At 69.9% G+C, this 25,338-nt stretch carries 23 protein-coding genes and 1 tRNA gene; 14 read left to right on the plus strand and 10 right to left on the minus strand.

Translation table 11 applies throughout. The features are described 5' to 3' along the window. Positions 1-51 precede the first annotated feature (51 nt). Positions 52-696 (plus strand): TetR/AcrR family transcriptional regulator, encoded by a 645-nt coding sequence (locus ABZT87_RS06950; RefSeq protein WP_354853618.1) that lies wholly within the window; start codon positions 52-54, stop codon positions 694-696. 157 nt (positions 697-853) lie between these two features. On the opposite strand, the gene ABZT87_RS06955 is transcribed toward ABZT87_RS06950, so the two are convergent. From ABZT87_RS06955 to argS, 4 genes are all read right to left on the minus strand, one after another. Next, positions 854-2,758 carry an ABC transporter permease subunit gene (locus ABZT87_RS06955; protein WP_355134137.1) on the minus strand — a complete coding sequence of 635 codons (1,905 nt, stop codon included), beginning with the start codon at positions 2,756-2,758 and terminating at the stop codon, positions 854-856. Positions 2,759-2,883: 125 nt separating this feature from the next. Further along, a complete protein-coding gene (locus ABZT87_RS06960) occupies positions 2,884-4,320 on the minus strand; it encodes an extracellular solute-binding protein (RefSeq protein ID WP_355134139.1) in 1,437 nt (478 codons plus the stop codon). Between the two features lie 435 nt (positions 4,321-4,755). Beyond that, on the minus strand, positions 4,756-5,526 hold the full coding sequence (locus tag ABZT87_RS06965; RefSeq protein WP_355134141.1) for an IclR family transcriptional regulator: 771 nt from the start codon (positions 5,524-5,526) through the stop codon (positions 4,756-4,758). A 130-nt stretch (positions 5,527-5,656) separates the two neighbouring features. After that, complete coding sequence (gene argS, locus ABZT87_RS06970) at positions 5,657-7,375, minus strand: arginine--tRNA ligase (protein ID WP_355134143.1); 1,719 nt, start codon at positions 7,373-7,375, stop codon at positions 5,657-5,659. 331 nt (positions 7,376-7,706) lie between these two features. Between argS and ABZT87_RS06975 the strand changes: the two genes are divergently transcribed. The 5 genes from ABZT87_RS06975 to ABZT87_RS06995 are packed head-to-tail and all read left to right on the plus strand — an operon-like array spanning position 7,707 to position 11,761. Beyond that, positions 7,707-8,258: a sigma-70 family RNA polymerase sigma factor gene (locus tag ABZT87_RS06975; protein WP_355134145.1), complete on the plus strand. Its 552-nt coding sequence runs from the start codon at positions 7,707-7,709 to the stop codon at positions 8,256-8,258. Then, entirely contained in the window at positions 8,255-9,061 is an 807-nt protein-coding gene (locus ABZT87_RS06980; RefSeq protein WP_355134147.1) for a hypothetical protein, read from the plus strand. The genes ABZT87_RS06975 and ABZT87_RS06980 overlap by 4 nt, the downstream gene beginning before the upstream one ends. A gap of 11 nt (positions 9,062-9,072) precedes the next feature. Continuing rightward, positions 9,073-9,873, plus strand: coding sequence for an ATP-binding cassette domain-containing protein (locus ABZT87_RS06985; protein WP_355134149.1), 801 nt, complete (start codon positions 9,073-9,075; stop codon positions 9,871-9,873). Continuing rightward, a complete protein-coding gene (locus ABZT87_RS06990; RefSeq protein WP_355134151.1) occupies positions 9,870-11,192 on the plus strand; it encodes a hypothetical protein in 1,323 nt (440 codons plus the stop codon). The genes ABZT87_RS06985 and ABZT87_RS06990 overlap by 4 nt, the downstream gene beginning before the upstream one ends. Next, a complete protein-coding gene (locus ABZT87_RS06995) occupies positions 11,189-11,761 on the plus strand; it encodes a hypothetical protein (protein ID WP_355134152.1) in 573 nt (190 codons plus the stop codon). The genes ABZT87_RS06990 and ABZT87_RS06995 overlap by 4 nt, the downstream gene beginning before the upstream one ends. 9 nt (positions 11,762-11,770) lie before the next feature. Here the strand turns inward: ABZT87_RS06995 and ABZT87_RS07000 are convergent, their stop codons facing one another. Both ABZT87_RS07000 and ABZT87_RS07005 read right to left on the minus strand, forming a co-directional pair. Continuing rightward, the gene (locus ABZT87_RS07000; protein ID WP_355134154.1) at positions 11,771-12,514 is read right to left on the minus strand and encodes a hypothetical protein; all 744 of its coding nucleotides are present in this window, start codon (positions 12,512-12,514) and stop codon (positions 11,771-11,773) included. 177 nt (positions 12,515-12,691) lie between these two features. Continuing rightward, positions 12,692-13,819, minus strand: coding sequence for a VCBS repeat-containing protein (locus tag ABZT87_RS07005; RefSeq protein ID WP_355134156.1), 1,128 nt, complete (start codon positions 13,817-13,819; stop codon positions 12,692-12,694). A 197-nt stretch (positions 13,820-14,016) separates the two neighbouring features. Here ABZT87_RS07005 and ABZT87_RS07010 point away from each other — a divergent pair, with 197 nt between their 5' ends. After that, positions 14,017-14,214, plus strand: coding sequence for a hypothetical protein (locus ABZT87_RS07010; protein ID WP_355134158.1), 198 nt, complete (start codon positions 14,017-14,019; stop codon positions 14,212-14,214). A 1,060-nt stretch (positions 14,215-15,274) separates the two neighbouring features. On the opposite strand, the gene ABZT87_RS07015 is transcribed toward ABZT87_RS07010, so the two are convergent. Beyond that, positions 15,275-15,448: a hypothetical protein gene (locus ABZT87_RS07015; protein WP_355134160.1), complete on the minus strand. Its 174-nt coding sequence runs from the start codon at positions 15,446-15,448 to the stop codon at positions 15,275-15,277. Then, positions 15,445-15,663, minus strand: a complete 219-nt coding sequence (locus tag ABZT87_RS07020; protein ID WP_355134162.1) for a flavin reductase — start codon at positions 15,661-15,663, stop codon at positions 15,445-15,447. Before ABZT87_RS07020 ends, ABZT87_RS07015 begins: the two co-directional genes overlap by 4 nt. Positions 15,664-16,159: 496 nt before the next feature. Between ABZT87_RS07020 and ABZT87_RS07025 the strand changes: the two genes are divergently transcribed. From ABZT87_RS07025 to ABZT87_RS07045, 5 genes are all read left to right on the plus strand, one after another. Then, positions 16,160-16,384 (plus strand): winged helix-turn-helix domain-containing protein, encoded by a 225-nt coding sequence (locus tag ABZT87_RS07025; protein ID WP_355134164.1) that lies wholly within the window; start codon positions 16,160-16,162, stop codon positions 16,382-16,384. 430 nt (positions 16,385-16,814) lie between these two features. Then, positions 16,815-17,075, plus strand: coding sequence for a hypothetical protein (locus ABZT87_RS07030; protein ID WP_355134166.1), 261 nt, complete (start codon positions 16,815-16,817; stop codon positions 17,073-17,075). A gap of 2,008 nt (positions 17,076-19,083) precedes the next feature. Continuing rightward, complete coding sequence (locus ABZT87_RS07035; RefSeq protein WP_355134168.1) at positions 19,084-20,652, plus strand: replication initiator; 1,569 nt, start codon at positions 19,084-19,086, stop codon at positions 20,650-20,652. Then, on the plus strand, positions 20,649-20,846 hold the full coding sequence (locus ABZT87_RS07040) for an excisionase family DNA-binding protein (protein WP_113973362.1): 198 nt from the start codon (positions 20,649-20,651) through the stop codon (positions 20,844-20,846). Before ABZT87_RS07035 ends, ABZT87_RS07040 begins: the two co-directional genes overlap by 4 nt. After that, positions 20,846-22,066: a tyrosine-type recombinase/integrase gene (locus tag ABZT87_RS07045; protein WP_355134170.1), complete on the plus strand. Its 1,221-nt coding sequence runs from the start codon at positions 20,846-20,848 to the stop codon at positions 22,064-22,066. Before ABZT87_RS07040 ends, ABZT87_RS07045 begins: the two co-directional genes overlap by 1 nt. Positions 22,067-22,150: 84 nt before the next feature. Here the strand turns inward: ABZT87_RS07045 and ABZT87_RS07050 are convergent. Then, positions 22,151-22,222: transfer RNA gene (locus ABZT87_RS07050), tRNA-Lys, on the minus strand. Positions 22,223-22,430: 208 nt separating this feature from the next. Between ABZT87_RS07050 and ABZT87_RS07055 the strand changes: the two genes are divergently transcribed. Together ABZT87_RS07055 and ABZT87_RS07060 are read left to right on the plus strand one after the other, a co-directional pair. Next, entirely contained in the window at positions 22,431-22,733 is a 303-nt protein-coding gene (locus ABZT87_RS07055) for a hypothetical protein (RefSeq protein WP_355064712.1), read from the plus strand. Positions 22,734-22,859: 126 nt separating this feature from the next. Then, positions 22,860-23,942 carry an NAD-dependent epimerase/dehydratase family protein gene (locus tag ABZT87_RS07060; RefSeq protein WP_355134172.1) on the plus strand — a complete coding sequence of 361 codons (1,083 nt, stop codon included), beginning with the start codon at positions 22,860-22,862 and terminating at the stop codon, positions 23,940-23,942. A gap of 75 nt (positions 23,943-24,017) precedes the next feature. Here the strand turns inward: ABZT87_RS07060 and ABZT87_RS07065 are convergent, their stop codons facing one another. Beyond that, entirely contained in the window at positions 24,018-25,214 is a 1,197-nt protein-coding gene (locus tag ABZT87_RS07065; protein ID WP_355134600.1) for a hypothetical protein, read from the minus strand. Between the last annotated feature and the right edge of the window lie 124 nt (positions 25,215-25,338).

Here is a 25,338-nt window from a genome sequence, read left to right on the forward strand (position 1 = left end):
CCGCCTCTCGATAGAGTGAGCCTCTATCCAATAGAGCACTACACTCGACCGGTGGTTGTCAAGCGAATCTACGACTCTTCCCGCCGACAGGAGCAGGCCCGACAGACCCGGCGAGCAATCCTCGAAGCGGCCGGCCGCCTGTTCGTCGACCCCGGGTATGCGGCCACCCCGCTGACCGCGGTCGCCGCGGAAGCCGGCGTCGCGGTCCAGACCCTGTACGCGGTGTTCGGCAGCAAGCGGCACCTGCTCTCCCAGTTGGTCGACGTCACCCTGGCCGGCGACGACGAACCGGTGGCCCTGCCGGACCGGCCCTTCGTGGCCGAGATCCGCGCGCTCGCCGACCCTCGCGCCAAACTCGTCCGCTATGCCCGCCATCTGGCCGAGGTCAACGCCCGACAGGTCCAGGTGATGCTCGCGCTGGCCGGAGCAGCCACGGCCGATCCGGACGCCGCCGAGATCTGGCGCAAGAACATCGACGAGCGCCGCCGGGGCATGGCCATGTTCGCCGCCGAACTCGTCGGCACGGGGGGCCTCCGCCCCGACCTGGACGTCGATCAGGTGGCCGACATCCTCTGGCTGGCTCAGGACGTCCGTAACTTCGACTGGCTCGTCCGGCAACGCGGATGGTCGCTGGAGCGGTACCAGAGGTGGTACGTGGACACCGTCAGTGGCGCCACCATCGCCGGCGCCGAATAGCGGTCACATCCGTTCCGGCGTCCGGATTCTGCGCGACAGCGTGGTGCTACCGACCGCTCTCCAGACCCCACCCGGCCAGCCGGGCGGTACGGGCACCGTGGACTTCCTGCTCGCCTACACCTGATGCACGTCCGCGCTCGCGACTCGACGTACCCGGTCAGCCCTTCACCGCGCCGGCGGTGAGCCCTTCGGTGAGGAAGCGCTGCCCGAGGGCGTACATGATCACCACGGGGATGCTGACGAGCAGCGACGCCGCGGCGAGTTGTCCCTGCGGTACGACGTCTCCTGCGATCATCGACTGCATCCCCACCGGCAGCGTCTTGTACTCGTCCTTCGTGATGAACACGAAGGCGAAGAGGAACTCGTTCCAGGCGTTGGTCAGGGTGAAGAGCGCGACCGCCAGCAGCCCCGGCTTGGCCAGGGGCAGCACCACCCGGCCGAACGCCTGGACGCGGCTGCAACCGTCGACCAGCGCGGCCTCCTCCAGCTCGACGGGGATCGACGAGAAGTAGCCCACCAGCAGCCAGGTGGCGAACGGCAGCGTGAAGGTCGGGTACGTCACCACCAGCGACCACAACGAGTCGGTGAGCCGCGCGCCGATGAGCATCTGGTACAGGGGGATGAACAGCAGCGCGCCCGGCATCACGTAGGTGAGCAGGACCGTGACGGTGAAGCCCTGCGCCCCGCGGAACCGCAGCCGGGCCAGCGCGTAGCCCGCCAGGGCGGCGCAGACCAGCGCCACCGCCGTGGACGCCGCGGACACCAGCAGGGTGTTGAGGTACCAGCGACCGAAGGGCTGGTTGGCGAAGAGTCCGCTGAACTGCTCGGTGGTCCACGGCGTCGGCCACAGGTCGTCCGTCCGCATCACGACCTGGCCCTCGGACTTGAAGGCCGTGACGGCGATCCAGTAGAGCGGGCCCAGCACGAAGAAGAGCAGCCCGGCCAGCGCGACACCGGATCCCAGGCCCGACACCACAGACGACGCCCGGCGACCGCCGCGCGACTGGAGGGTCGAAACCACCCGGCCGACCCCTGCGGCGATCAGCAGGATCACCCCGAGGACCACCGCCGCCTTCCAGAAGATCTGTGGCGATGCCCAGGCCAGCAGACCGGTGACCACCGCCGCGACGACCCACGGCAGGGCCTTGCGCGACGTCGCGGTCCACCGCGTACCGACCCACCGCGCTGCGCGGCGCGGTCGGGGCAGTTTCGCCCCGGAATCCTGGCGCAACAGCCGGACCAGGACGAACACCAGCCCGCCGATGACCGGCAACATGACGAGCGTGACCGCCGCGCCCGCGCCGTACTGCAACTGCAAGATCGCCTTCGAGTACGCGACGAGCACGTACGGCGCGGTCACGTCACCCGGGCCACCCTGGGTCAGCAACCAGACGAGGTCGAAGTTGTTGAACGTCCAGATCGACGACAGGGTCACCGTCACGGTGATCACGTGACGGAGTCCGGGCAGCGTCACGTTGACGAACCGCTGCAACGACGAGGCCCCGTCGATGGTCGCCGCCTCGTAGAGGTCCGCCGGGATGGCCTTCAACCCGGCCAGGAAACACACGGTGAAGAACGGCACCCCCTTCCAGACGTTGACGAGGATCACCGACGGCATGGCCAGCGACGGGTCGGACAGCCAGCCCGCCGGCCAGCTGTCCACCAGGTGCGCGCTGGCCAGCAGCGGCCCGATCCCGGTGGCGGTGAGCAGCGTGTTGACGCTGCCGAAGATGGGGTCGAGCAGCGCGCGCCAACTGAACGCCGTCACCACCGTCGGCACCACCCACGGCACCAGCAGCAACCCCGCCAGCACCGCTCGCCCGCGGCGTCGGTGGTGCAGCAGCAGGGCCGCGGCCAGCCCGAGCACCACCTTGAAGATCTCGGCGTACGCGGTGAAGACGAACGAGTTCACCACGCCCGTGTGGAACTGGTCGTCGCCGACGAGGTGGAGGTAGTTGTCCAGGCCGACGAACACGGTGTCCTGCCCGTGCCGTTCCGTGGTGCTGGTGACGATCGACCTGGCGATCGGCACGAGGACGAGCCCGCCGACCAGTACGGCCATGGGCGCGAGGAACAGTGCGGCCAGTCGCCAGTCACGACCCAGCCGCCGCTGGACCGCCGTGAGGGAGCCGGGTCCCGGCGGCGGGGACCTCCTCGCCGCCGGGACCCGCGCGGGACGGACCGACCTCACTGTGGCAGCCCCTGCTGGTTGAAGATCTGCACCATCTTCGCGTGGGCGGCCGTCACGGCCTGCGCCGGCGCCGTGCCCTGGACGACCTGCTGCATCATGTCGGTGAGGACGTAGGCCGCGCCGACGGCCTGCTGGCCGGCGCTGGCCTTCTGCGGGAAGGCCAGGCCGTTCTTCGTGTTCAGCGGCAGCTTCAGTTCGGTGATCTTGCGCAGCATGGGGAACGCCGGGTCGCCGCTGGTGAAGAACGGGTCGGCGTCCCAGACCTTCTCCCAGGCGGGCATCACCAGGCCGGGCGCTTCCTTCGCCACCCCGAGCAGCGCGGGCGCGCTGACCAGGTACTGCGCCAGGAGCTTGGCGAGCCCGGGGTTCTTGGCGCCCTTGAAGACGACGAAGCCCTGCGACTGGCCGAGCAGCAGGGGATTGTTGGTCGCCGGCCCGATGCAGTCGGAGAACACGTGGGTGTTCGCGTACACCGGGTTCTTCTTGGTCCGGGAGTCCGCGTACACGCTGAACTGGTTGCGGGTGTAGCCGAGGATCCCCGCGAGCCAGTTCTCGTTGTTGCTGGTGTCGGTCCAGCTCGCGACCCCCGGCGGCAGCATCGGCTTGTACTTGGGATTGGTGTAGATGTCGCCCAGGAAGGTCACCGCCTGCACCGTCTCGGGGGAGTCGAACGTGACCTTCCGGCCGTCGTTGGAGGCGATCGACCCGCCGTACGCGTTGATCAGCGCCTCGATCATGCCGTTGCCGTCACCGGACCGGTTCACCGTCATGCCCCAGCCGAACCGGCGCTTGCCCGGATCGGAGATCTCCAGGCAGAGGTCCCGCAGCTCCTCCCAGCTGTAGATGTCCTTGGGCGTGATGCCCTTGTCCTGCATCCAGTCCTTGCGCAGGAACGATCCGATCCCGATGAAGTGGTACGGGATCGCGAACCACCTGCCGTCGAAGACGCAGAAGTTCTTGGCCTCGGCGCACGGTTCGCCGTACGTGGCGGTCAGCGCTGTGACGACGTCCGTCACGTCCTCCAGGTCGCCCAGCGCCTGGAACTGCGCGACGAACCGCGAGTCGGTCATGAACGCCAGGTCGCGCGCCACCCCGCCCTTGACCTCGGCATCGATCTTGGCCACCACGTCACCGGCGTCGGCCTGGACCAGACTGTTCTCGATCTTCGTTCCGGTGGTGTCGGCGAACTTCTTGACCGAGCTGTCGAGAGCCTCGTTCGCCGCCGTCGAGTACAGCTTCTGCGACAGTATCCCCATCGAGGAGCCCTTCATCGACGACGCGGCGTCGATCAGCTCCGGTGGAACGTCCGGCTGCACCTTGCTGGGCGATTCGGAGCTGCCCCCGCACGCGGCCAGGCCGGTCGCGCCGAGCACGCCCACCCCCACCCCCAGAAAGCCGCGCCGAGACCACGCCGGCTTTTCTTCCATGGACATTCGCCTCCTTCATTTCCCCGCGTACGGCTGCACGCCGAAGGCTCACCTGGCGGACACCGCGATGGTTGGGTTCCAGTTGGGTTTCTGTGGCGGCGACCACGGACGGTCGCCCGTCGAGATCAGGTCGTTCGTGGGTCGCCACGGTGGCGAGCGGGCCCGCCCACCACCGGGGGACGTCCGCTCACGCACGCTTCGCCCGGGCCACTCGCGACATTTCGGGTGCCGCACGTCGGGCAGCGCGACGAGGTTGAGGCGATCGGCGACCGGGCCGAGATGGTGGCGCTGACGTTCCAGTTCGGTCGGGTCACGGGACCACCGCCGTTCGAGATTTCGAACTAGGTTCGATATACCGGATCGAGTGGTCGCGACGCTAGAGCAGCGCACTGAGTCATGTCAATGTTTCGATGTTGTTTCGACCCGAAAGCGGGAGGTCGGCTATCGAGACTGGGCCCGGTAGCCCATCCGAGCCGACAGCGCGGCCGCGCCCTCCCGAACCAGCCCGGTCCACTCCACCTGCACCTCAGGCGTCCAGCGGATGATCGGCGCGGACAGGCTCATCGCGGCGATGACGGCACCGGAATGGTCCCGGATCGCCGCCGCGACGCAGCGCATCGCGCTGTCCGACTCGCCGACGTCGACCGCGACACCCTCCGCCCGGACACCTTCGAGATGCTCACGGAGAAGGTCCGGGTCGGTGATGCTGTCCGGCGTCATCCCCGGCAGCGGATCCTTCGACAGGACGGCGTCCAGGTCCGCCTGATCGAGGGCCGACAGCAGTACCTTGCCGACCGCCGTGCAGTGGGCCGGCAGCCGCAGCCCCACACCGGAAACCATCCGCACGGGGTGCGTGCTGTCGAACTTGACGAGGTAGATGACATCGGCGCCGTCGAGCACCGCCACATGAACCGCCTCGTCACACCTGGCGGCCACGTCCCGCGCGACGCCCTGCGCCTCGCGTACCAGATCAAGCCGGCCCGCGAACGCCGCGCCCAGCTGGAACAGCGGCATGCCGAGCCGGTACTGCACCGGCTGGCCCGGTACGGAGATCAGGTACGAGCGAGCCTCAAGCGTGACGAGCAGCTCGTGGACTGTGGTGCGGGGCAGGTCGAGACGCTCCATCACCTGGCGGGCCGACAGTTGCGGGCAGTCCAGGAACAGTTCGAGGACGTCGAGTGCGCGGATAACTGCCGGTACCACACGGGGCATGTCGAAGGTCCCTTCGCAGTGCCGGACTCGTGCCAACGATCTCCACACGGACCAGCACCCGAAGAGGATAACTACGTCAACTCCGAGCGCGCCATGAATGCGGCCGGCCGGTAAGGGGGGCGGGCGGCGCTCACATGCGTTCGGGGGTCCGGATGCCGAGCAGGTGCAGGCCCTGCCGGAGCACCCGGGCGGTCAGGTCACAGAGCACCAGCCGGCTGTCCCGGACGGGCCCCTCGGCCCGCAGCACCGGACACCGTTCGTAGAACGCGCTGAACGCCGCGGCCAGCCGGTACAGGTAGCCGGCGAGGTGATGGAACTCCAGGTCCTCCGCCACCTCGCCGACCACCCGGCCGAAGCCGACCAGTTCGAAGGCCAGCGCCCGCTCCGCCGGCTCGGCCAGCGTGACGGTCGCGTTCGGCCGGGCCGCCACCGCGGCCCGCCGAAAGATCGACCGGATCCGGGAGTACGCGTACTGGAGGTAGGGCGCGGTGTTGCCGTCCAGGGACAGCATCCGCTCCCAGTCGAGCACGTAATCCCGGTGCCGGTCGTTGGACAGGTCGGCATACTTGATCGCGCCGATGCCGACCGCCCGGCCCACCTCGGCCGCCTCCGCCTCGCCCAGTTCCGGGTTCCGGTCCCGGGTCAGCGCGGTGGCCCTCGCGATCGCCTCCTCCAGCAGCCCGACCAGCTTCACCGACCCGCCGGCCCGGCTGCGCAGCATCCGCCCGTCCGACCCGAGGATCGAGCCGAACCCGACATGCTCGGCCCGGGCCGGTGGCGCCAGCCAACCGGCCTGCGCGGCGACGGCGTACACCATCTCGAAGTGCCGCCGTTGCGGCAGCCCGACCACGTAGAGCAGTCGGGTCGCGCCCAGCGCGTCGGTCCGCTGCCGGATCGCCGCCAGGTCGGTCGCCGCGTACCCGTACCCGCCGTCGGACTTGCGGACGATCAGCGGCAGCGGCTCGCCGTCCCGGCCCACCGAGCCGGGCGGGAACACGCAGGCCGCCCCGTCGCTCTCGCGCAGCAGGCCGAGCCGACCCAGGTCCTCGACCACCGGGGCGAGCAGGTCGTTGTAGCTGCTCTCGCCGTGGAAGTCCCGCTCGGTGAGGGTCACGTCGAGCCTGCCGTACACGGTCAGGAAGTACTGCTCGGACTGCTCCACCAGCAGCCGCCACAGCCGCAGCGTCACCGGATCGCCGCCCTGCAGGGCCACCACCCGCCGCCGGGACCGCTCGGCGAACGCCTCGTCGGCGTCGAACTTCGCCCGAGCCGCCTTGTAGAACGAGTCCAGGTCCCCCATGGACAGCTCGTGTGCGGCCTCGGCCTCGCCCAGATCGGCCAGATGCTCGATCAGCATGCCGAAGGGCGTGCCCCAGTCGCCCAGGTGATTGGCCCGCAGCACCCGGTGCCCCAGCCATTCCAGCAGCCGGGCCGCCGCGTCGCCGATCACCGTCGAGCGCAGGTGCCCGACGTGCATCTCCTTCGCCACGTTCGGCGCCGAGTAGTCGATGACCACCGTCTCCGGCTCGGCGGCCACCGGCACACCCAGCCGCGGGTCGGTGGCGAGCGCGGACACCAGCCCGGCCAGGACCGCGTCGGCGACGGTCAGGTTGAGAAAGCCCGGCCCGGACACCTCGGCGACACTGCACACGTCGGCCAGGTCGGCGTACTCCAGCACCTCGGCGGCGACGTCGCGCGGCGGCCGGCCGAGCCGCCGGGCCAACGCCAGCGCCGCGTCGGACTGGAAGTCCGCGCGCGGAGACCGCCGCACGACCGGGTCGACCGGTACGCCGGCCACCGTCGCGAACGCCGGCGCCAGCCGGTCGGTCAGCAGCTTTTCCAGATCCATGGGTACGCCGATCTCGCTCGGATCCGCCGCTCGCGGATCACCGAATGGGGATGCGGGCGGACCGAGGACGATCGGTGACGACCGGCGGCTCGATCCGCCGGTCGCAGGTGAGGGATGCTCAGCGCGGGCGGTCGCAGGACCGCCGACGTCGCAGCGCGCCGAACAGGACGTCGGGGGACGCCGTCGGGAACGCGTACGAGCTGGACATGGCGTCAACCTAACCAGCCGACCCGGGGGCCGTGCAACGCCATTGACGTCCGACCGGGCCGTCGGTGACGGCGGTCACACCGATGCGGGACCCGATCACGAGGGGGTCGTCGTCTTACCTGATGTGAGACGAAGTCTGGACGCGGCCGACGAGCAGGAACTCGTACGTCGCGTGGCCCACGGTGACCGGCGGGCCTTCGACGAGCTCTACCGGCGCACCGCACCCTGGCTGGAGGTGCGGCTGCGGCGTCGGTGCGCCGACCCCGATGTGGTCGCCGACGTCCTCCAGGAGACCTACCTGACCCTCTGGCGGGCGGCCGGCAGCTTCGCCGGCGACCAGGTCAGCGGCAGCGCCGTCGGCTGGTTGTGGACCATCGCCGCGCACCGCCTGGTCGACGCGTTCCGGCGTCGCTCCCGGCAGGCCCGGACGCCGCAGGTACACCCGGTCGAGACGGTCGTGCCCGCCGCCGAGGACGAGGTGCTGGCCGGCCGCGTCGGGCAGGAACTCGAACAGGCCCTCGCCCTGCTGCCGCCCGAGGTCCGCGCGGTGCTGCGCGCCACCGTCCTCGACGGCTTCACCGTCCGCGAGACGTCCGTGCTGCTGGGCGTACCCGAGAACACCGTCAAGTCCCGGATCCGCCGCGCCCGGATCGTCCTGCGGGAGGCCCTGTCATGACCACGCATCCCACCCTGAACGACATCGACCGCTACGCCGACTTCGATCCCGGCCTCGACGAGGCGACCGTCTGGTCGATCGAGGTGCACCTGGAGGACTGCGCCGACTGCCGCGCCCGCCTGGCCGGCAGCACCACCGCCGAGTCGCGCGCCCTGGTCGCCGAGGTCGCGGCAGCCGTCGACCGTGGGATCGCCGCCGGCCCCGCCCCACGGTCCAGGGCCTTCTTCCGTACGCCGGTACGGCAGCGCTGGTTCGTGGCGGCGCTGCTGCCGTGGGTCGCCATGACCGCCGGCGTGCTCGGCACCGCGGCCCTGCTCACGTACTTCCTGTCCGAGTTGCCGTCGATCGTGTTGCTGCTCGCGCCCCTGGCACCGCTGCCCGGGGTCGCGGCTGCCTGGAGCAGACGCGCCGACCCGGCCTGGGAGCTGATCGTCGGCACCCCGTCGGCCGGTCTGACGATGCTGTTGCGCCGTACCGCAGTGGTGCTCGTCCTCGTCATCCCGGTGCTCGCCGCGTTCGCCGCCCTCGGCGCCAGCCGGGCGAACCCCGCGCTGATGCTCCTGCCGTGCCTGGCCTTCACCGCCGCCACGCTGCTGCTCGGCTCCCTCGTCGGCGTTCACCGCGCCGCGATCGGCCTGATGGTGGCCTGGGCCGCCGCCGTGGTCGCGCCCAGCCTCGCCACCGCCGAACTGCCGGTGCTCCTGGAACCGGCGGCCACCGGCGGGTGGGCGGTCGTCACTGTCGTGCTGGCCGCCCTGACCCTCCTGCGCGCCAACAGCTTCCGGCGCCTCACCTCGTTCTGAAGGGAACCACCATGCGAGCGGTGAGTACGGCCGAAACGGCCACCACCATCCACCCCTGGGCCATTCACGCCGAGGCGCTGAAGGTGCGGGCCGGCCGCCACCTGGCCGTCGACGGGCTCGACCTGAGCCTGGGCACCGGCGTGCACGGCCTGCTGGGGCGCAACGGCGCGGGCAAGACGACGTTGATGCGTGCCCTCGCCACGGTGCTCAAGCCGGCCGGAGGTCGGCTCACCCTGCTGGGCAGCTCGGTCGACGGCCGCGCCGACCTGCGCCAGGCCCGGCGCGCGCTGGGCTACCTACCGCAGCACTTCGGCTACTACCCGCGGTTCACGGTGCGCGAGTTCGTGTCGTACCTGGCCTGGTTGAAGGAGATGCCGAAGTCCGACATCCCGGCGGCCACGCAGCGCGCGATCGACCGCGTGGGACTCAGCGCCAAGGCCGACGCCCGCCTCCGGACACTCTCCGGCGGGATGCTGCGCCGGGCCGGCGTCGCCCAGGCCATCGTCAACGACCCGCAGGTGCTTCTGCTGGACGAGCCGACCGTCGGCCTCGACCCCGAACAGCGCCTCGACCTGCGCGAGCTGCTGCGCGACCTGGGCACGGACGCCTGCGTACTGGTCTCCACCCACCTCGTCGAGGACGTGGTCGCCGCCTGCACCGAGGTCGTGCTGATCAACGAGGGTCGGCTGGTCTGGCAGGGCACGCCCGCCGCCCTGGCCACCCAGGGCGACGAACACCACCCGGGCGACAGCCCCGCCGAACGCGGCTACTCGGCCCTGCTCCGCCGCCACCACGCGGAGGCCGCCCGATGAGTGTCCTGAGGATCGAACTGCGGCGCTCCGCCGCGGCCGGCGCTGCCCTGCTCGCGTTGGCGGTCGGCGTCGCCGCCCTCTACATCGCCCCGGGGCGCTGGTCGGAGGGCTGGATGTCCCTCACGCTGACCGTGAAGGAGTACATGATCCTGCTGTGGCCGATCGCCCTGGCCGCCGGAGCGTGGCAGGGCCGCCGCGAGCACCGGGCCAAGGTCGGCGAACTGTTCGCCACCACACCCCGGTCCCGCATCCGTCGGATGCTGCCGGTCCTCGTCGCGATGGGATCCTCGGTCGGGCTCGCCTTCCTGCTCGTGGTCGCCGCGGGCGGCATGCGGATCGCGTCGACCGCCGCCTACTTCCCGCCGGACGTCGTCGCCATCACGCTGGTCGGCGCGCTCTGCCTCGTCGCGGCGGCCTGGCTCGGCCTGGGTATCGGGCGGCTGCTGCCCACTCTGGTGACCGCTCCCGTGCTCGCCGTGGCAGGTGTGCTGCTGGTCTTCTTCACCGTGATCATGCGGCCCGACTGGATGGGCGCGATCCTGTCGCCCGCCTACGGCAGCACCCCGTTCTACCCGTTCCAGACCATCGACCCGCGGGTCACCGCCGTGCTCGCCCTCTTCATGGGCGGGCTCGCGCTGACCGGCGTACTCCTGCTGGTCGCCGGGGGCCGACGGGCCTCGGTGGCCGCCGTGCTGCCGGTGCTGCTCGGCTTCGGCGCCGCGGCGGCGATCGTCCCCCGCGACGAGGCAGCCCTCGTCGCACCTGTCGACCCCGTCGCCCGCGAACTCGTCTGCACCGACGACGCGCCGAAGGTCTGCGTCACCCGCGTCCACGCGAACGTGCTGGACGCGCTGACCCCACTCGCCCGCCAGGGCTTGTCCGTCCTCGCGAAAATGCCGAACGGCCCCACGCAGGCGCACGAGGACAGGCGGGCCCTATTCCTCGAGGACGCGCCCGCCCGCGACGCCGACATCGTCACGATCGTCGTCCGGATCGACGACCACGGCGGCCTGGCCCACCCCGACGCCGTGGTCCCCGAGATGGTCTTCGGCCTGGGCACCGGGTACGGCAACCCGGAATGCGAGCGCAACGCCGCGGTCGAACGGGCAGCCGCCTACCACCTGCTCGGCCGCGAGCCGGTCTCCGACGTCGGCGTGATCCCCGAGATGATCGAGGAGGACCCGCAGCTCAACGCCGAGGCGGCCACCCTGTGGCAGGGCCTGCAGAAGCTACCGGCACCGGAGGCGATCGCCCGCGTGACGGCGGTACGCGACGCGATCCTGGCCTGCCGGGACACCACCGGACTGCTGTCGCGGTGACCCTCCACCTGCGCGCACGACGCGTACCCCTGGCACTGGCCGCGTCCGTCGGCGCCGCAGCGCTGATCTGGGCGCTGTGGCTGACCCTCTCGAAGGAGCGCGACGCCATCCTCCTGCTCGTCGTGCTGACGGTCATGCTGATGGTGGCGGTCCTGTCGACCACGCTGGCAGCACCGGACGAAGACCTGGAACGCACTGCCGCACTGCACTGGCCGTGGCGCCGAGCCGTGCACCTGCTGGCCGCTCTGGCGCTCGTACTCGTCGTGCTGCTCGCCACCCAACTAACCGGCGCCCGTTTCGGCCCCGCCGCGCTGGTGGTTCGCGACTCCGCCGGCCTGCTCGGCCTGACCGCCCTCTGCGCGGCGGTCGTAGGCGCGGCCCGCGCCTGGTTCCTCCCCATGGGCTGGGCTGTCGTCGCCGCGATGTTCCCTCAGCCGAGCACGTGGGGTGCCCTTGCCACCTGGCCGGGCCAGCCCCACACCAGCCGGCCGGCGGCCGTGGTCGCGGCCGTCCTGGCGGTCACGGGCCTTGTGACGTACGCCTTCCGCGGAGCTGCCCGACGCGAGTGACGGTGGGGCTCAGGATCCGGTCGACTGGTATCTCTGCAGCGCAGCCTCGGCGACCTGGGTGAGCAGCTCGTCGTTGCCGGGTTTGTTGCTTTCCTCCTGAATCGCCACCAGAGTGGTTCCGATCCGGACGAGCAGGACGTCGCACTTCAGCGCGTCAGCGCCCGACGTCGCGGTGCAGCTGACGTGGACACTCTCATCGCCCAACTGAGATCCTGGCGCCGATGCGTAGCGGTAGCTACCGCCGCCGACCTGGGCGGACGGCGAAGCGGTGGGACAACGGTCGATGAAGGCTCGCAGGTCGGCCATCGCTCGTCGGGCACCGTCATCGGCGTAGGTCCTGAGGACTTCGGTGCCCACCCACAAGTCATCGGGACCCACGTCATAGCTGAGGGTGGCTGCGGCGATCGCTGACGGAGTGCCGGTCAGCCGTCGGGCCGACAGCAGCGGGATCATCTCGTCCGTACAGGATGAGTCGCCGCCGGAATGGTTGTCCCCAGCATCCCTCGCCATGACAGTCGCGATGTCCACAGTGAACCCGGGCGGCAGCGACTCCGTCGCCACCAAGCGTGCGGACAGCGCCGCGGAGTACCCGGATCCGCCCGTCGCCGGAACTGCTGGGGGCGGTGGCTTCGTAGCCGAGCCCGTCGTCGGCTTCGTCTCGCTCGCTGGTCGGTCTGCCGTTGAAGAAGTGCACGCCGCCACCATGGCGACGGCCACCACCGCGACCAACGTACGCAGCACCATCCTGAGCACGGACAGACTCCACTTCTCGCAGGACGCGTCAAGCTACCAGCGCGCGACTTCAGCCGTCGTACCCTCCTGGTCGACCTCGACCTGCCCGCCGCACCTGGCCAAGATTGCTGAAATGACCGAAGCGCCCGGAGGATCCCGGGCGCTTCGTCCGAGTCTGCTGCCTCCCGGGCCGAGGGTTCAGATGGCCGGGACGAACCAGAGGCTGTCGCTCAGGCCGTTGGAGTTCGGCACGACTATGTCGTCCCGCCCGTCCCCGGTGAAGTCATCCACCACGGGCGCGCCGGGAATACCGGGCGTTGCCAAGGTCGCCGGGGTCTGGAAGGTGCCATCCCCGTTGCCGAGCATCACCAGCACGCCGTAGTAGCCGCCGCCGAACGCGAGATCCGCGCTGCCGTCGCCATCGAAGTCGCCGCTGGCGGCGGTCCGCTCACCTTGCCCGAAACTGAGCGTGCGCTCGTTGGTGAAGGTACCGTCGCCGTTGCCCGCGAGGTAAAGGGCGTCGCCCCACTCGGATCCCGGTACGAGCGCGTCGACCCGACCGTCGGTGTTGAAGTCGGCGAGCACGGCCGGGCTGCGGGGATTCGGTAGTTCGTGCCACACCCCGGGTGCGAAGGTGCCGTCGCCCGCGTTCAACCAGGTCACCAACCGGCCGTAGCCTTGGCCGGTCGCCACCAGGTCGGTGTGGCCGTCCCCGTTGAGGTCCGCCCCGGCCAGCCCGTTGTTGGCAGTCGGCTCGGCCGCGAGAGTCGCCCCCGGTGTGAACCGGCCCCGTCCGTCATTGCGCAGCACCTGGACCTGTTCTCGCCCGGCGAGGGTCAGCGCCAGGTCGATGTCCCGGTCGCCGTCGAGGTCAGCCGGGACCAGGTTTCGGGGGACGCTGTTCGGGGCCAGGTCGATCACCCGGGGCGCCCGGAACCGGCCGTTGCCTCGACCGAGGGCGACCACCACCTGATCGAGCCCGATGTCGACGATCGTGGCGACCAGGTCCTGCCGGCCGTCACCGTCAACGTCGGCGAGCGCGACCGAGCGGGGCGCGCCTCCAAGGGCCACCACGGTCCCAGTCCGGAAGCCGGTCGCCCCCCGGCTGAGCAGGATCGAGACCCGGTCCGCGTCCGTGTGCGCGACCGCCAGGTCGGGCCGCGCGTCGCCGTCGAGGTCGCCGGTGGCCATGGCGCCCGGGACGGCGCCCGTCGCCACGTCGACCAGCGGGCCGAAGTTGACGGTCCCGGCGGTGGCGGCGGTCGGGGTGACGGCCGTCAGCAGGGCGACGACCAGAGCGGGCACCCCGAGGGTACGAATTCGCATACGTGATCCTCCCGTGTAGACCGGGCCGGTCCGTCCCCGACCTGGGCAGGGGCCAGCCTCGCGCACGGTGGGATAAGGCCGGGTTAAGCCTGTGCTAACGCCCACAACGAGCGCCCGGCTCGGACGGAGTCCCGCCCATGGCCTCTCGTGTGGAGCGGCTGACGGGGAACCGAACCCGCACTGTCAGCTTGAGAAGCGTGGCGGCGCTCGCCCTCGGCCGAGTCCACGCCGGCAAAACCGTCACCATCCACGTCACCGACAGCGAACTGGCCATCGCCTGCGACGACGGCACCCGCATCGTCCGACGCACCACCGACCAGCCCGTCCGCAACCTCAAAGCCAGCCGACCCCGCAAGACGCATACAGAACCCAAGGAAGGCACGATGCTCCGATGAGAAGCCCCTACGACAGCGGCCGGCACGCCGAGACCAGTGACCTCGACCAGGTCGCCTCCCTCGCGGACGTCGCACGCATCGTCGACGAGATGCTCGCCGACCTCGAAGCGCACCCGGGCGAGTGGGAGAACACGACACTGGAGAGCTTCCTCGAAGCTCTCTCAAGATCCCTCAACGCTACCGCAACTTCGGTGAGACCTTCCCCGACCCACCCAGCTGGAAGCTCTTCGCCGAAGCCCTCGTCATGGCCACCGTCTACGAGTAGCCGCCAACACACATCAAGCACTCGTTTCCTAGACCAAACGTCAAGCATCAACGGGGACGGATCCGTCAAGCATGTGGTGGGACTAGACACGCCGGCAGCCGGTTGTCGTACTCCGGTTGACCCGGGACAGTCCGGCTTCACATGATGGGCTACATGATCAGTTGGCGTCGACGCATGCCCGGCCTCGGTGTCTCAGCCGCACAACGCGATACGTGTCGACGCTTCGCGGTCGAGCCAGTGCCGTCCCGACAGCGAACGATGGTCGGAATCGCAGTTTCGCGCCCACGCCACCTACAACCGCTTAACGCCCTGCGGCACCCGATCGTCGGTAGCAGCAACGGCTGGTTCGTGTGGCGGGGTCCCGCGATCCCTCAGGAAAACGACAATTTCTTCGCACCCTTGCATGTTGAGCACCTGGACGAATACGCCCCAGAGCTTGGGCCGTATCTCGCCCTCCCACCAGGTTGGGGCGTAGTACTGGCACCCGGCTACGAGGACGTCTGGCATGACGAGACTCTCCTCGACACCTGACCTCGCCGACGGCACCAGCCGGGCAGCCCGCGATCCAAGATCATCCTTGAGTTGTGCCCTGGCTGTGCCCGATGATCTTCGGTCGGAGTTGTCGCAGCTCAGAGGCGCTGAATGGTGGGCCGCCAGGGACTCGAACCCTGAACCTATGGATTGCCGGCGAGCCGGCCGGATCGGGTGCCGTGCGAGGTCACCCGGGCTGCTGGCGCGCTTCTCGATCTGGTTCGGCTGGCACCGCTGCTGTACTTCGCTGCTGTACTGCTGGCGTCAAGCGAGGCGCTGGATGCGGACCTTCGGGCGCTCGTTCTTGAGGTGGCCGTGCTTGTGCTGGCGGACCTGCTCGTCCCAGACCTCTTGTTCGTAGTCCGGGTTCGGCGGGATCCACTTGTGGGAGCCGTCGCTGTAGTGGAACTTCTCGTCGCCGGGTCGCAGGATGCTCATCGGGTCCAGCCGAGGAAGCGGTGGTGTAGGTGGCCGGCGGGGATTTGGGACAGGTCCTGGGCGGCGTCTACGAGTTGGGCGGCCAGGTAGAGGGCGAGTGACACGGGGGCGCGGTCGTACTCCGCTCGCAGCTCTCGCCGGCGGGTGTGACAGGGCCAGTCGGCACCGCAGCCGCCGCAGGTCCAGGACGGCGTGATCGGGAGGTGGGTCGTCATTGCGGGCCATCCTGACTTGGCCAGTGACCACGGTTGATTGGGATGCGGTGGCGGCTCCGGCATGGCAGGTCGGCTCCGCAGCGGCAGACGCGTCGCCAGTGCCGCCAGGACCAGATCGGTCGGTGGCGGCGAGCCAGGGTGAGCGCCACTGCGAAGACGTACTCGTCGTAGGACACACGCCGCCGAATGCTCTCCGGCCCCGGCTGCCAAGGGTTGGCATCTCCGGCAGCACGACCGGCACCTGCGGTTGAGGCAGGTGCATCGTTCGGTCTGGTCACGACGCCTCCCGCCGACGCTTGGGGTTCCGTGGGCACCCGGTCAGCCGTGTCCGGAGACAGGGCACCCACGGCAGGACGACCCGGCCGCCAAGCTGGATAGCCCCACAAGCAACTTAGGACGCAATGTGCGCAGGGTCAACAGCTGCGACACATAGCGTTGTAAGTCGAGCCTGGGGTGTGGTCTGCTTGCACCAGCCGCCAAGCTGGGAGCACCACCTATGTCTGAAGCTGCGTACCTACAGGTCGCCCGGGATATCCGCGAGCAGATCAGCTCCGGCCAGTTGAAGCCGGGCGACAAGCTGCCGTCCTTCGCCGCCCTGTGCGAGCACTACGACGTCAGCAACACGGTGATCCGCGCCTCCATGCTCCTGCTCAAAGCCGAAGGCTTGATCGACGGCCGGCAGGGCAAGGGCGTCTACGTCGCCAACCCGCTTTCCCGATAGGCCCCGGCATGCGCTGACTCAGGAGGCCTCGCTTACAAGCTCTGTGCGGGTCGTCCGGCGTCGTCTGTCCGCGTTCGACGACCTCGGACGACTGCCCGCACGCTTCCGTTGTCAGGCGTCCTCGGTCGGGCCGGTTGCTATCGTCGCTGCTGTCGACTGCATCCCCTCAGAGCGCCACCTGCAGGCAAAAAGGACCTGGCCGGCCTGGCTATCAGGCGGACCACGCACTTTTCCCTGGGCAGTCGTCGCCACCAGTGGTCGTCGTTGGTCGCTCACGATCGGCTTCCGAGCGCCTGGCGACGGCCTGGGCCATGGTCCTCGTCGGCCCGCCCAGAGCCGGCATGCCCCGCGCTCCGATCAAGTTTCAGGAGCCTCGGGGACAGCGCGACAATCAAGGATGTGGGAGCCTGTCGCGGTGTCCCGTGCGCGCGTGCTGAGGGTCGTCGGGGTCCTCCTGATGTTGGCCTCGTGTCTGCTTCCCTGCCTTACGCTTTGGAACGGAATGACCCTGCCTGATCAGGACCCGACGCCTGAGGCCATCCAGCAGCAGGACGCGGAATCCCTCGCGTTCGAGCAGAGGTTTCAGACCTCAGCATGGATTGCCGGCGCTCTGGCAATCCTTGGCCTGGCTGCATTCATAATCGAGCGAAAGAACCACGGGACGGCAAAACGCGTTCAGGAGAAGAAGTGACGCCGAAAAATGTTTCCACGGTTTCAGGGACCAGTTTGTCGGCGGCGGTCCACCGGCGTACTGCTGGCAGCACCTGACTCCTTCGTCCCGAAGGAACCACTAGCCGTCGATGAGCTGGGCGAGTAGCCATGGGGAGCTGCCGGAACAGTCCACCGTCGTCCGTGGCTGTTCGGCATCAGCCGCCTCGGTCGTCACTCAGTTGGTCACTCAGAAGAACGCCGGATCTTGCGCATAAGCATGGCCCAGACCCCGTAACCAGAGCCGATGTTCCCCGTAATCGCGCCAGCGGCAGAGCCCATGAAGAGGGCGTTGGCGCAGTCAGGGCAGACCTCTCGGCCGGTTATTGTCTCCTGAAACGGCTCTTTCACCCGTCGTCCGCAGTCTGGACACACACGGCTTGATAGGCCCATTGGTCTCCCCGATCGGTTGTCGAGCAGGGTATACGGCTGTCGCCAAAGAGTCTGTCGTCAAGAGGGCCTTGACGTGCGCAGGCTGCGGAGGCTGCGCGACGAGGCCGGGGTGGGGATGCGGCGCGAGCATCACGGGCAGGCCCCCGCCTGCCGGCAACGCCGGCCCGAGGGGTCGCAGAGGCTCCGGGGTCAAGGGCGGCCCGTAGGGCCGTCGCGCAGCGACGCGAAGCGCCCTTGAGGTCGGAGGGGCGGCCCCGCATCCTCCGCGCCGCATCCCCACCCCGGCCGGCGGTGACTCGCCCTACGGCGCGGCGGTACGACGGCCGCCGCGCTTCGGCCGGCTGCCGGCCAGACCTCAACCACTATCGACACAACCGTCTGCGGCGGCCCCCGGGCTTCCCGCCCTCAGCGCCAGCCGACGGGCGTCCTGCGTGGCCGGCGTGGAGCGACAGCGGAGCGACGGACGCGCGCCCAGGCGGCGGCGCGTGCGGCCCATTCAGGGCCGCCTTGATAGACGTACAGAAAGTCCTCCCACACCGGCCGGTAGCCGGCTTTCGTACTCCGCTTGATCTGTTCAAGGTGGCTTCAGGTGATGCGTGACGCTCCGCCAAGCGATGGTTCGGCCCGCGAGTCCGAGCCTGCGCGAGCTACGCGACGATGACCCGGTGGACGAACAGCCCGTCTTTGCCGACCCGTGGTGGGACCTACGCCGAGGTGGCCCAACCGAACACCAACAACGTGAAGCATTGCACGCCCAACTTCTGACCGAGGTGGCCGCTGGGCACCCCCTGTACAACCAACCCGTCGAGGTCATCGGCAGGTCCGGGGCCTCAGACGACATTGTTGTGAGACTGGCCTCTGGGGGCTGGGCCCTCGTCCACCTCACCTGGAAACGCGCGGCCGAGAGACCACCTTGGCCCTACACCACCTTCTACAGCACGATCAAGGCCCTCGAAGAGGACATCCACGAGCCGGACTGGTAAGACCACGATGATCATCTAGACGGACGCATTACGGATCATCCGACGCGGATCCGTAACGGATCAACTGGAACCCTGCACGGCCGGCAGTCGGCCGTCCCACCCCGGCCCGGAGGGATCACGACGGGTTGACGTGTCGGTACCCGCTGCTACGCTGGCGGTCGTCGAGCACGTCAGCGCGGCCTTCCTGCCGAATCGCTGGACTCGACGTTGAAGACGCTGAGCGGCCTTCCTGCCGCTGATGCGGGTCACGTCCCGCCAGCTGTCGATCGCACCGGCCATCGTGCCGGTCTCCCGAATCCGCTGAGCGGCCCAGCACGGCCTTCCCTGCCGTCCACGATGGCCCGGATTCGCACACCTCCACGGGTGGAGGCAGCCTGCGGCAACCCGCCGAATGCCGATATCCAGGCTTCCCACTCGTGCCGGCCCCGATCACCGAGTCCATGAGCGCGAAAGGACATGACCCATCGGCGGTACGTGGCATCACCACGAACCCGCCCTCCGGCGTCAGCCGCCCTTCCGGCGGTGCCAGGAGACACGACGAACACCACCAGCGGACCAACGTCCACGGCTGGTGGTGCTTCGTCTCCCGTCCCTGCCACCCCCAGAGGAGAAACCGTGTCCAGCCCGCACACCCTGTACCGTCCCGGCGTCGCCAGCGGCCGTGACGCCCAAGCCCTGCATCGCGCCGCCACGCCAGAGTTCTCCGGTTGGCTGGAGCACACCGCTTCCGCCGGCGGTTGCTCCCGCCCGATCCGCCTCTCCGGCACTATCGCCGCCGTGGAGCGAGACACCGGCCGCGTTCTGGTGGACCAGCACACCGACGAGCTGCCCGACCGGGCGCTGTACAAGGCGTGCGGGAACCGCCGCGAATCGCAATGCCGAGACTGCGCCTGGGTCTACCAGGGTGACGCCTACCAGGTCGTCCGCTGCGGCCTGACCGGCGGCAAGGGCGTACCCGACTCGGTAGGTCGGCACCCGGTTGTCTTCGCCACCTTCACCGCCCCGTCCTTCGGCCCGGTCCACCACCGGCACGTTCCCCGCCACACCTGTGCTACCCGGCGGCGCTGCGACTGCCGGCCCGCTCCCTGCCGCGCCCGGAGCGCCGCCGGCACCTGCCAGCACGGCGAGCCCGCGGCCTGCTTCGCCCGTCACGACGCTGACGATCCGCGGCTCGGGCGGCCGTTGTGTCTGGACTGCTACGACCACGCCCACCAGGCCGTCTGGAACTACTTCTCTGGCGAGCTGTGGCGACGCACCAAGCAGGCCATGGAACGCCAACTCGCCGCGCTGTGCCGACGTCGCGGCATCCCGCACGTCCAGGTCGTCACCGACTCCGGCAAGGTGCGCCGGGTGCCGCCCGTGCGGGTGTCGCACGGCAAGGTCGCCGAGATGCAAAGGAGGGCAGCCGTGCACTTCCACGTCCTGCTGCGCCTTGACGGCGTCGACCCCGACGACCTGGACGCTCTCGTGCCACCACCGGCCGGAATCACCGTCGATGACCTGGAGGTAGCCGTCCGCGTCGCCGCCTCCCGGATCACCGTCACCACACCCGCACACCCCGACCGGCCGCACGGCTGGCAGGTGGTCTGGGGCGAGCAGGTCGACGTCCGACGGATCAACAGCCCTGGTGGTGAGCTGACCGACGGCAAGGTGGCCGCCTACCTGGCCAAGTACGCCACGAAGGCCACCGAGGCCACCGGCCACATCTCCACTCGGCTTACCCCGGCGACCATCGACGACTACGCCGACCCAGAAGGCGACCACCTCGCCCGCCTCATCGACGCCTGCTGGCACCTCGGACGACTCATGGGCACCGACACCGCCAGCGGCGCCACAACGGCCGACGACCGTCAAGACGGCCTTGACACCAAACCGAACGCCTACGCCGGCCTGCGACGCTGGGCGCACATGCTCGGCTTCGGCGGCCACTTCCTCACCAAAGCCCGCCGCTACTCCGTCACCTTCGGCCTGCTCCGCGACACCCGCGCCAGCTACCGCCGCACCGAAGACGACGACACCACCGACGCCATCACCGTCGGCACCCTCACCTACATCGGGTCCGGCTGGCTCAGCGACGGTGACGCCCTGCTTGCCAACACCGCCGCCAGTCAGCGACGAGAGAGCCGACGTGTCGGCTGGGAAGAACTCGCCCACGCTGCCTGGCTCATCGGGGCCGCCGCATGAGCCGAGACCTCACCCCGCGCTGGTACTCGCCCGCCGAGGTCGCCGTCCTGCTCGGCTTCGGCATCTCCAAGGTCAAGATGAAGATCGCCACCGGCGAGCTGCGCTCCATCAAGGACGGCAAGTACCGCCGCATCCTCCCCGAATGGGTGGACGACTACATCCGCGACCAGGTCGAGCGGCAGGAGGCGGCCTGATGCCCGGACGTGCACGCGCCAACGGCGAAGGCTCGATCTTCCCGTACCGCAACGGCTTCGCCGCGTACGTCTGGGTCGAGAAGCCGGACGGCAAGCGGGGCCGGAAGTGGGTCTACGGCAAGACCCGCGAGGAGGTCCACGACAAGTGGATCAAGCTGCACGGGCAGGCGAAGGCCGGCCCGGTGGCGACCCGCTCCCCGACGGTAGGGGAGTACGCCGGCTACTGGCTGCGCGAGATCGTCAAGCCGAACCTCGCCCCCGGCAGCTACGTCACCTACGAGGTGGTCGTCCGGCTCTACCTTGTGCCGGGGCTCGGTCGGAAGCGCCTCGACAAGCTCCGGGTCAGCGATGTGCAGACCTGGATCAACGAGGTGGGCCGGACCTGCCAGTGCTGCGCCCAGGGCAAGGACGAGCGGCGCAAGCCCGCCCAGCGTCGCTGCTGTGCCCTCGGCCGCTGCTGCCGGGATCTGCCCTCGGCAACCAGCGTCACCCACCTGCGGACCGTGCTCCGGACGCTGCTCTCCCAAGCCATCACCGAAGGGCTGATCAGCCGCAACGTCGCGTCCCTGGTGAAGCTGCCGCCGGTACGGAAGCGCAAGCGGAAGGCGTGGACGAGCGACGAGGCGCGGCGCTTCCTGGAGTCGGCCCGCGCCGACGACGACCCGCTCTACGCCGCGTACGTCCTGGTCCTGGTGCTCGGTCTACGCAAGGGCGAGATGTTGGGACTCACCTGGGCTGACCTCGACCTCGACGCGGGGGAGTTGACCATCGATCGGCAGCTCCAACGGGTCGGTGCCGAACTGCTGCACCGGGAGACGAAGACGGCTGCCTCGGACGCCACCCTGCCGCTACCGGACATCTGCACCGTGGCGCTCGACCGCCGCCGCGCCGCCCAGACCGCCGCCCGGGACGCCGCCGGCACGGCCTGGCAGCCCTCAGACCTGACCTTCACCACGCGCTACGGCCGGCCGGTCGAGCCGCGCAACTTCAACCGCTTCTGGGACCGGCGCTGCAATGCGGCGGGAGTCCGACGGATCACCGTGCGGGATGCCCGGCGTACTTGCGCCTCGCTCCTGGCCGACCTGGACGTGCACCCCCGGGTGGCGATGCAGATCCTCCGGCACGCGCAGTTCGCCATCACGATGGAGATCTACACGGTGGTCTCCTCGGCGGCCACCCGCGACGCTCTCAAGCGGCTCGGCAAGGCACTGGATCGGTGAGGCGCTACTGCTGTACTTCGCTGTTGTACCGGCCCGAATAACGCCAACAGCGGCCCTGCAAAGGGCCGCTGAGCTGGAACGGAGTGGGCCGCCAGGGACTCGAACCCTGAACCTATGGATTAAAAGTCCACAGCTCTGCCATTGAGCTAGCGGCCCGCGCGCTCAGGTTACCTGACAGTCAGCGTCGTTGACTCTCGGCTTCCAGCCGGCCGTCGATGCCTGGCGAGCTCAGGTGATCAACACCAGGTCGGCGAGGTGGCGGTGTCCGGGGCGGTGGATACCGCCGTGTCGGGGAGGTGGAGTGGATCATGCCGACCGCACGCCACCGTGTGTGGTGAGGGACGGCTGGGGAATGGGGACGGGCATGAGCGCGAGCGGCAGCCCGGCGGTGGCGGCTTCCGGGGAGGAGATCGGGTCGGACGGCGTACGTCAGCCGGGCGGGGAGGTGCACGCGTGGCTGCCCGGCCAGAACCAGACCGTCTGCGGTCTGGCCCTCAGTAGGACCCGGCTGCGCCGCTTTCCGCACGTGCGCTTCGACTATCTGGGTACCGACGTGCTCACCGAGGCGGACGCGGTGGGCTGGATCTGCCCGCGTTGCCTGGCGGCCACCCTCGGTCGCCGGGGCAAGGAGAAGCACGGCTGGGTCCGCGACTCGCCGCGCCCTTGATCGACTCGGATTCAGGGAAGTCGGGCTGTCCCGCCCCCGCCGTTACCCCGAGATGCAGGAAGCCGAGTCCACGGGCGCGGCGCGCGGCGGCGGTTGACCGGCTGCTGGACGGGTACGGGGTCGGGCATGCGGATCGTGGTGGTGGGGGCGAGTGGCAACGTCGGTACGGCGGTGCTGCGGCGGCTGCGCCGGGAGCGCGGCGTGGAGCTGGCCGGGGTGGTCCGGCGGTTGCCCGGCCCGGATGCCGGTACGCCGTACGAGCAGGTGGAGTGGCACTCCTGCGACATCGGTGCGCCGGGCGCGGTGGGCCAGCTCGCCGAGGTGTTCGCGGGAGCGGACGCGGTGGTGCACCTGGCCTGGCAGATCCAACCCAGTCACGACCGGCGGGTGCTGCGCCGGACGAACGTCGACGGCAGTCGGGCGGTGTTCGAGGCGGTGGCGCGGGCCGGGGTGCCCGCTCTGGTGTACGCCTCGTCGGTCGGCACGTACGCGCCCGGCCCGAAGGACCACCCGATCAGCGAGCGGTGGCCGGCCACCGGAGTGTCCGGCTCGTCGTACAGCGAGCACAAGGCCGAGGTCGAGGCGCTGCTGGACGGGCTGGAGCGGGAGCACCCGACGCTGCGGGTGGTTCGCCTGCGGCCCGGTCTGATCTTCCAGCGGGACGCCGGTACGGAGATCACCCGCTACTTTCTCGGTCCGTTGGCGCCGGTACGACTGCTGCGCTTCGGCCGGATACCGCTGGTGCCGACCAACCGGCGGCTGCGGATGCAGGCGGTCCACGCCGACGATGTGGCTGACGCGTACGCCAGGGCGGTTCTGGGTGATGCGCGCGGCGCGTTCAACGTCGCCGCGGACCCGGTGCTGACCCCGGAGCTGGTAGCTCGGCACTTCCACGGCTGGACGGTGCCGGTCGCCGCTCCGGTGCTGCGGGTGGCGGCGGCGCTGACCTGGCGGGCGCGGTTGCAGCCGGTCGACGCGGGCTGGGTCGAGTTGGGCCTGAACGCGCCACTGATGTCCAGCGAGCGGGCCGAGACCGAGCTGGGTTGGGTACCCAAGATCGACGCTTTGACCGCGCTCAAGGAGCTGTTCGTCGGCATGGCCGGCGGCGACCACACGGCCAGCCCGCCGCTCTCCGCGGTGCGCACCCTGCCCGGCCGCCCCGCCGGCCTCCTGCACGCCCACCCGCCAGGCGAAAGGAACCCCTACTGACGCGGTGATCAAGAGCTTTGGGTCAGAAAACCCGGCCTCGGTGACCCGAACTTCTTGATCACCTGCGGCAGGCGGTCAGGCGGGCTTGGGGCCGATGACCTCGGGGTTGCGGGCGCCCAGGAAGAAGATGCCGCGGTAGCCGGGGGTCTCGAACTTGCCGCTCGGGTTGCGGCGCAGCGGGGAGTTTTCGATCTTCATCGTGCCGGTGCGGTTGTTGCTGACGAAGAAGATCGCGCCGCCGCCCTCGTTGGCCTTGTTGTTCTCGATGACGGTGCCGGCGATCCGTACGGTGAATTCGTTGCCGTCGCAGTAGATCGCGCCGCCGCTGCCGCCGCCGGGCGTGCCGGACTTGGCCGGGTTGGCGCCGCTGCCGATCGCCTCGTTGTTCCTGAGCAGGCTGTTGAGCACCACCCACGACACGCCGATGCTGCTCAGCGCTCCTCCGTTCGAGCAGGAACCGCCGTCGAAGGTGCTGCTCACGACGTACACCGGCTTGTTCTCGTACTGGCTCAGCACCCGGACGGCCGCGCCCCCCAGGTCCGGGCCGGTACGGTCGCAGCGGTTGTGGACGAAGCGCGAGTTGACCACCTTGAGCCGCCCGCCGCGGACGAAGATCGCGCCCCCGCCGCCGCCCTCGGTCCTGTCGCCGGTGGAGTTGCCGTCGGCGAAGGTCAGGTTCTGCACGGTGAGCTGCGGGTGGTCCTGGTTCTGGCAGTGCGAGGTGGTGAAGCCCTGGGCCTCGTCGCAGGTGTTCATGTAGAGGATGCGGCGCTGCCCCTGGCCGCTCAGCGTCACCCTGCCGCCGCCGTCGAGCACGATCTTCGGCCCGTTGGCGTTGCGGACCTTCGCGGTGGCGGCCATCTTGATGGTCACCGGGGCCGGTCCACAGTTGAACGTGATGACGCCGCCGGCGGCCACGGCCTTCACCACCGCCGCCGAGGTGCAGCTCGCCGGGGTGCCGGTGCCGATGGTGCGGGTCGGCTTCGACGTGTCCACCGCGCGCGCCTCGGTCGGCACGGTGGCGTGGCCGTTCGGGTTGCCGGCCGCGAGCGCCTTGGCGGCCGGGGCGGTCGGCTTCGGGCTCGCGCTGGCCCCGGGGCCACCGAGACCGTCCCGGCCCGCCGGTGCGACACCCTGGTCGCCCGTCGAGAGGGCTTCCGGCGTGGCCTGCGGGGTGGCCGACGCGCCGGCCGGAGCCGGATCGGTGGACCCGCAGGCGGGCAGGGTCGCGGTGGCGACACCGAGGACGAGCAGAGCGGCAAGCGACGTCATGCGCACCCCGCTGATGCTAGGAGCCCTGACGGCGTCACGACGAATCCGCCGTGCCGGCTTAATGCGCCGCTAAGCAACGCCGCTCGACGGGACCGCCGGCAGCCGACTCACGCGGCCCTTCACG

Source organism: Micromonospora sp. NPDC005237 (assembly GCF_040607775.1).
Classification (GTDB): domain Bacteria; phylum Actinomycetota; class Actinomycetes; order Mycobacteriales; family Micromonosporaceae; genus Micromonospora.